The 6,239-nt window shown below is 60.6% G+C and carries 6 protein-coding genes and 1 pseudogene; 6 read left to right on the forward strand and 1 reads right to left on the reverse strand.

What is annotated here, in order from left to right:
* The 6 genes and pseudogenes from JWR14_RS34130 to cls form a co-directional block, all read left to right on the forward strand.
* Positions 1-236: pseudogene (locus tag JWR14_RS34130) on the forward strand (hypothetical protein); the annotation flags it as partial.
* Positions 237-274: 38 nt separating this feature from the next.
* A complete protein-coding gene (dapD, locus tag JWR14_RS34135; RefSeq protein WP_299718304.1) occupies positions 275-1,102 on the forward strand; it encodes a 2,3,4,5-tetrahydropyridine-2,6-dicarboxylate N-succinyltransferase in 828 nt (275 codons plus the stop codon).
* A 3-nt stretch (positions 1,103-1,105) separates the two neighbouring features.
* Positions 1,106-1,468, forward strand: a complete 363-nt coding sequence (locus JWR14_RS34140; protein ID WP_165088921.1) for an ArsC family reductase — start codon at positions 1,106-1,108, stop codon at positions 1,466-1,468.
* Between the two features lie 114 nt (positions 1,469-1,582).
* Positions 1,583-2,722, forward strand: a complete 1,140-nt coding sequence (gene dapE, locus JWR14_RS34145) for a succinyl-diaminopimelate desuccinylase (RefSeq protein ID WP_299718311.1) — start codon at positions 1,583-1,585, stop codon at positions 2,720-2,722.
* 27 nt (positions 2,723-2,749) lie between these two features.
* Positions 2,750-3,634, forward strand: coding sequence for a 50S ribosomal protein L3 N(5)-glutamine methyltransferase (gene prmB, locus JWR14_RS34150; protein WP_299718313.1), 885 nt, complete (start codon positions 2,750-2,752; stop codon positions 3,632-3,634).
* Positions 3,635-3,676: 42 nt separating this feature from the next.
* Positions 3,677-5,140, forward strand: a complete 1,464-nt coding sequence (gene cls / locus JWR14_RS34155) for a cardiolipin synthase (RefSeq protein WP_299718315.1) — start codon at positions 3,677-3,679, stop codon at positions 5,138-5,140.
* A gap of 46 nt (positions 5,141-5,186) precedes the next feature.
* On the opposite strand, the gene JWR14_RS34160 is transcribed toward cls, so the two are convergent.
* Positions 5,187-6,101 (reverse strand): dihydrodipicolinate synthase family protein, encoded by a 915-nt coding sequence (locus tag JWR14_RS34160; protein WP_299718317.1) that lies wholly within the window; start codon positions 6,099-6,101, stop codon positions 5,187-5,189.
* Positions 6,102-6,239: the final 138 nt, after the last annotated feature.

A 6,239-nucleotide genomic window follows, 5' to 3' on the forward strand; every position in this document is an offset into this window, starting at 1 on the left:
ACACCGAGTTCGCCGCCCGCCTTTACGCCGACTATAATGTGACGGTTTTGCCGGGCTCGTATCTGGCACGGGACGCCCATGGCACGAATCCCGGCAGCGGCTTCATTCGCATTGCACTGGTCGCCGATGTCGACGAATGTGTGGAAGGTGCACGGCGTATCGTCGAATTTTGCAGCACGCTGGATCAGCGTCGGCTGCCGCAGCGTCGGCTGCCGCAGCGCGGGCTGCCCCAGTAACCCCTCCTTAAATCGCAGCACTCACTTAAGTCACGACCATGTCGCAACAACTTCAGCAGATCATCGATACCGCCTGGGACAACCGCGCCGAGTTGTCGCCGAAATCGGCCCCCGCCGAGGTGCGCGACGCTGTCGCTCACGCCATCGAGCAACTCGATAAGGGCTTGGCGCGCGTTGCCGAGAAACGGGATGGCGAATGGATCGTGAATCAATGGCTGAAGAAGGCGGTGTTGCTGTCGTTCCGGCTGGAAGACAACGCTCCGATGCCAGCTGGCGGTTACAGCCAGTTCTACGACAAAGTGCCGTCGAAGTTCGCCAACTACACGGCTGAAGATTTCGCTGCAGGCGGCTTTCGCGTTGTGCCGCCGGCTATTGCTCGCCGCGGTGCGTTCATCGCCAAGAACGTCGTGTTGATGCCGTCGTACACGAACATTGGCGCGTATGTCGATGAAGGCACGATGGTCGATACCTGGGCCACCGTCGGTTCGTGCGCGCAGATCGGCAAGAACGTGCACTTGTCGGGCGGCGTGGGCATTGGCGGCGTGCTGGAACCGCTGCAGGCAAACCCGGTGATCATCGAAGACAACTGCTTTATCGGCGCGCGTTCGGAAGTGGTGGAAGGCGTAATCGTGGAAGAGAACTCGGTCATTTCCATGGGCGTGTATCTCGGCCAGAGCACCAAGATTTATGACCGCGAAACGGGTTCGGTCACATATGGCCGCATTCCGGCGGGCTCGGTGGTGGTCGCGGGCAACCTGCCTTCGAAGGACGGCTCGCACAGCCTGTACTGCGCGGTGATCGTCAAGAAGGTGGACGCGAAAACGCGCGCCAAGGTTGGCCTGAACGAGTTGCTGCGAGGCGATTGATCCATGGCCGCGAAAAAGATCGTCGTGTATGGCATTCCGAATTGCGACACCGTGAGAAAAGCGCGCGTGTGGCTGGAAGAACATGACGTGCCGTTCGAATTCTACGACTTCAAGAAAGCCGGGGTATCGACGGCCTTGTTGCAGGACTGGTTGAAGGACGTCACGCTCGACGAACTGATCAACCGGCGCGGCACGACCTGGCGCGGCCTGTCGGATACCTACAAGGACGAAGCCGGTTCCACGGCTGGCGCGATCGCGTTGATGATCCACAAGCCGTCGATCATCAAGCGGCCTGTGCTGGTCGTCAACGGCCGCGTGAAATCGCTCGGTTTCGATGCCGAGAAGTACGAAACGCTGTTCGTTTAAAGATTGAGCTTCAGGCTTTTAAGCGCAGCATCGCGCGCCTCTGATAAAAGGCGCGCGAATCTTGATCCCTGCCGGCCGCCGCGCCGGCATTTTTATTGAAAGTGGCTCGAATCCATGTCCGGCACCCTTCTTCTCTCGGAACAACTCATCGCGCGCGCGTCCGTCACGCCCGACGATCAGCACTGCCAGAACCTGTTGATCGAACGCCTGGCCGCGATCGGCTTTGAGTGCGAAACGATCGCGTCGGGCGGCGTCACGAATCTCTGGGCCGTGAAACGCGGCACGGACGGAACCGACGGCAAGTTGCTCGTGTTCGCCGGCCACACGGACGTTGTGCCGACCGGGCCGCTGGAACAATGGACGTCGCCACCGTTCGTGCCGACTCATCGCGACGGCAAGTTGTACGGTCGCGGCGCAGCGGACATGAAGACGTCCATTGCAGCGTTCGTGGTGTCGAGCGAAGAATTCGTCGCGGCGCACCCTGCGCATCGCGGCTCGCTCGCGTTCCTGATTACAAGCGACGAAGAAGGCCCCGCCACCGACGGCACCGTGAAAGTGATCGAAGCCTTGAAAGCGCGCGGCGAGCGGCTGGATTACTGCATTGTCGGTGAGCCCACCTCCAGCGCCACGCTCGGCGATATGGTCAAGAACGGCCGTCGCGGTTCCATGTCCGGCAGGCTTGTCGTGAAAGGCGTGCAAGGGCATATTGCTTACCCGCATCTCGCAAAGAACCCGATTCATTTGCTCGCGCCCGCGCTGGCCGAACTTGTCTCCGCGCACTGGGACGACGGCAACGAATATTTCCCGCCGACCACGTGGCAAGTGTCCAACCTGCATAGCGGCACGGGCGCAACGAACGTGATCCCGGGTCACATCGACCTGATGTTCAATTTCCGCTTCTCAACGGCGAGCACGGTGGAAGGACTGCAAAGCCGCGTTCACGCAATCCTCGATAAACACGCGCTGGACTACGAACTCGCGTGGAGTGTCAGCGGCCTGCCGTTCCTCACGCCGCGTGGCACGTTGTCGAACGCGCTGGAACAAGCCATTTTCGATGAAACCGGCGTGCGCACCGAACTGTCCACCACGGGCGGCACTTCAGATGGCCGCTTCATTGCGCGCATCTGCGAACAGGTGGTCGAGTTCGGACCGCCCAACGGCAGCATTCACAAGATCGACGAGCACGTTGAAGTTGCGTTTATCGAACCGTTGAAAAACGTGTATCGACGCGTGCTTGACACCCTGCTGGCCTGATCGACTCACTCTTATAAGGAGCCTGCGATGGCGCTTCCCTTCACCACCGTTCGCGATCTGCTGCGTTTTGCCGTCTCGCGTTTTACAGAGGCAGACTTGTCGTTTGGCCACGGTTCATCGAACGCATTCGATGAAGCCGCGTACCTCGTGCTGCATACCCTGCACCTGCCGCTCGACACACTCGACCCGTTCCTTGACGCCCGCCTGCTCGATACCGAAATTGACGCCATCATGAAGGTGATCGAGCGGCGCGCGACCGATCGCGTGCCGGCGGCGTACATCACGCACGAAGCGTGGATGCATGGGCACCGTTTCTACGTGGATGAACGCGTGATCGTGCCGCGTTCGTTTATCGGCGAGTTGCTGCAGGATGGCTTGCAGCCCTATGTGCAGGACCCCGACGAAGTGTCGCGCGTGCTGGAACTCTGCACGGGTTCCGGCTGCCTCGCAATTCTGGCGGCGCAGGCGTTCCAGAATGCGGATATCGATGCCGTCGATATCTCCGCGCCCGCGCTGGAAGTCGCGCATAAGAACGTGGACGACTACGACCTGGATTCGCGCGTCGCGTTGTACGAAGGCGATCTGTTCGGACCGCTGCCCGTTGGCCGCTACGAAGTCATCATCACGAATCCGCCGTATGTCAACGCGCTGGCTATGCAGACCTTGCCCGCCGAATACCGCCACGAGCCGGAGCTGGCGCTCGCGGGTGGCGCGGACGGTATGGACATCGTGAAGCGGATTGTGGGCGAAGCACGCAAGTGGCTGACCGAAGACGGCGTGCTCGTGGTCGAAATTGGCAACGAACGGGCCAACGTGGAAGCCACGCTCGGCGGCCTCGACATTGTCTGGCTCTCGACCAGCGCCGGCGACGACAATGTGTTTCTCATCCAGGCAGCGGACTTGCCGGGCTGATAGCCCGACTCCCGACCACCCGTATTTCCAGGCACCGCGCGCATGCACTTCGAGTGGCAGGACTGGCTTCATCTCGGCACGTTTGTGATGATCGCCCATTTGCTGGGCGCGGCCGCCGCGTGCCACGCGGTGCTCAACACACGCACCTCGCAAGGTGCGGTCGCGTGGGCCGTGTCGCTTGTCGCCATGCCGTACTTCACGCTGATCCCGTATCTCTTTCTCGGGCGCAGCAAGTTCGCCGGGTACATTGACGCGCGTCGGCTGGAAAACGAGATCCTGCGCAAGAGCGCGCACCCGACTGAATGGAATTTCCCCGATGAAGCCGCCCGTCTGCGCGGCGCAGCGGCAGGAGACCCCGCGGAGTATCTCGGCCATCCGACCATCCGCGCGCTGACGCGTTTGAGCGGCATGCCGTTCCTGCGTGGCAATTCCGTGCGCGTGCTGATCAATGGCGATGCCACATTCGATGCAATTTTCAAAGCCATCGACGCAGCGAAAGTCTATGTGATCGTGCAGTTTTTCATCGTTCGCGCCGATGATCTCGGCAATAAACTGAAAGACCTGCTGCTCAAAAAAGCGCAGCAAGGCGTGCGGGTTTATTTTCTCTACGACAGCATTGGCAGCTTCGATTTACCCAAACGCTACGTCCACGCCCTGCGCGCTGGCGGCGTGCAAACGCATCCGTTCGCGACCAAGCGCAAGTTCGTCAATCGCTTCCAGATCAACTTCCGAAATCATCGCAAGATCGTGGTGGTTGATGGCGAATGCGCATTCGTCGGCGGCCACAACGTGGGCGTGGAATATCTCGGCGCGAATCCGCGTTTGTCGCCTTGGCGCGATACCCACATTGAAGTGCGCGGCCCGGCGGTCGCGAGTATTCAGTTTGTGTTCATAGAAGACTGGTACTGGGCGACGCAACGCATTCCGGAAGTGGAGGCGTCGAAGACATCAGCGGACGACATGAGCTGCCTCATCCTCGCGAGCGGCCCCGCCGACCATCAGGAAACGTGCTCGCTGTTTTTCGTCGAGGCAATCAATGCGGCGCGTTTCCGGATCTGGATCACCACGCCGTATCTCATCCCCGACGAAGCCGTGTTTTCGGCGCTGCGGCTCGCCGTATTGCGCGGCGTGGACGTGCGTATCCTGATTCCGAGCCGCCGCGATCATCGCGTGGTATTTGCTGCATCGAAACTCTATGCCTACGATGCGCTGCTCGCTGGCGTAAAGATCTTTCGATATCGGCCAGGCTTCCTGCATCAGAAAGTCGTGCTGGTGGACGACATGTCCGCCGCCATTGGCAGCGCGAATCTCGATAACCGCTCGTTTCGTCTCAACTTCGAGATCATGGTCCTGACCGTGGACAAAGGCTTTGCCAGCGAAGTCGAAAAGATGCTGCTCGATGACTTCGCGCAATCATGGGAAATCAGCCGCGACGATTATCTCGGCGCGACTGCGTGGCGCCGCATGGCGATGCACGTCGCGCGCTTGTTTTCACCCATTCTTTGACGCGGTTTTAACCCGCGGTTTTAACCCGCGCTTTTAACCCGCGGTTTTAACCCATATAAGGCCCGAGACTGTCGGCGAATCGCCGTGCACATTCCAGGCCGAATGCAGTCGGCTTAATCCCGCGATCGTGCCTGACCTCAAACCCCATTCGCCATGCCGCGATGCGCTTGCCGTAACACGTGAGCGCGTCGAGCGACTGCATCACAAAGACAATCGCCGGCAACACCTCCTCATAGTGCCGCAGCGCCGCTACCGGATCGTGCGCGAATTCCCGATAGATTTCCACCTGATGATCGAAGCTGTCCGGCGCGACGATCATGCCCGCGCAGCCGGCGCGCAGGTTATCGAGCAACTCTTGGCCGCCGCGCCCATTGAAGACGGGCATTGTGCTGCCGGCCGCCGCCAGACAGTCGATGGTCATACGCAGCACCGTCGCCGCGCCCTCGCCCTTTAACCAGCGGAAGTTCGGGCACTGCTGCGCTAGTTCGGCGAGCGCTTCCGGCGACAAACCGACGCCCAAATACTCCGGCGCATTTTGAATGCCCGCGCCGGCCGTGTCCGTCAACCCGCTCATGACGGCGGCGAAGAAATCGAAGTAAAAGCGTTCGGGCTCGGTGCGCGTGGATGGCGGTTGCAGGATCAGCCATTGCGCGCCGTGCGCCACGGCCCAATTGCCGAATTCGGTCTGCTCCCGAACGGTGTCACCGGTAACGGTCACCGCCAGCGGGACGCGAGATGCGATGTCCTTACTCGCCCAGTTCACCACGTGCTCACGCTCAGCGCGCGACAAGCGCTGCACCTCGGTTGCAAGACCGAGTATCACGATACCGGGAGCACCGGCGGCAATGGTCCGCTCAACTTGCACGCGCATAGCGTCGCGATCGAGCTGGTTGTGTTCATCGAAATAAGCGTAAAGGACCGGCCAGATGCCGGCGGGCGAAAGATCGTTTTTTGCAGTCATATGCGTCGGACCTGATCCCCAATGTTCAATGAGAATCGCGCGGCACAGGCGCGCCACTCGAGCCGACGAGAAAATCAAGGTCGGCGCCCTGGTCCGCCTGCAGCACGTGATCGACGTAGAGCTTCACATAACCGCGCA

This window comes from Caballeronia sp. (assembly GCF_028292365.1).
Classification (GTDB): domain Bacteria; phylum Pseudomonadota; class Gammaproteobacteria; order Burkholderiales; family Burkholderiaceae; genus Caballeronia.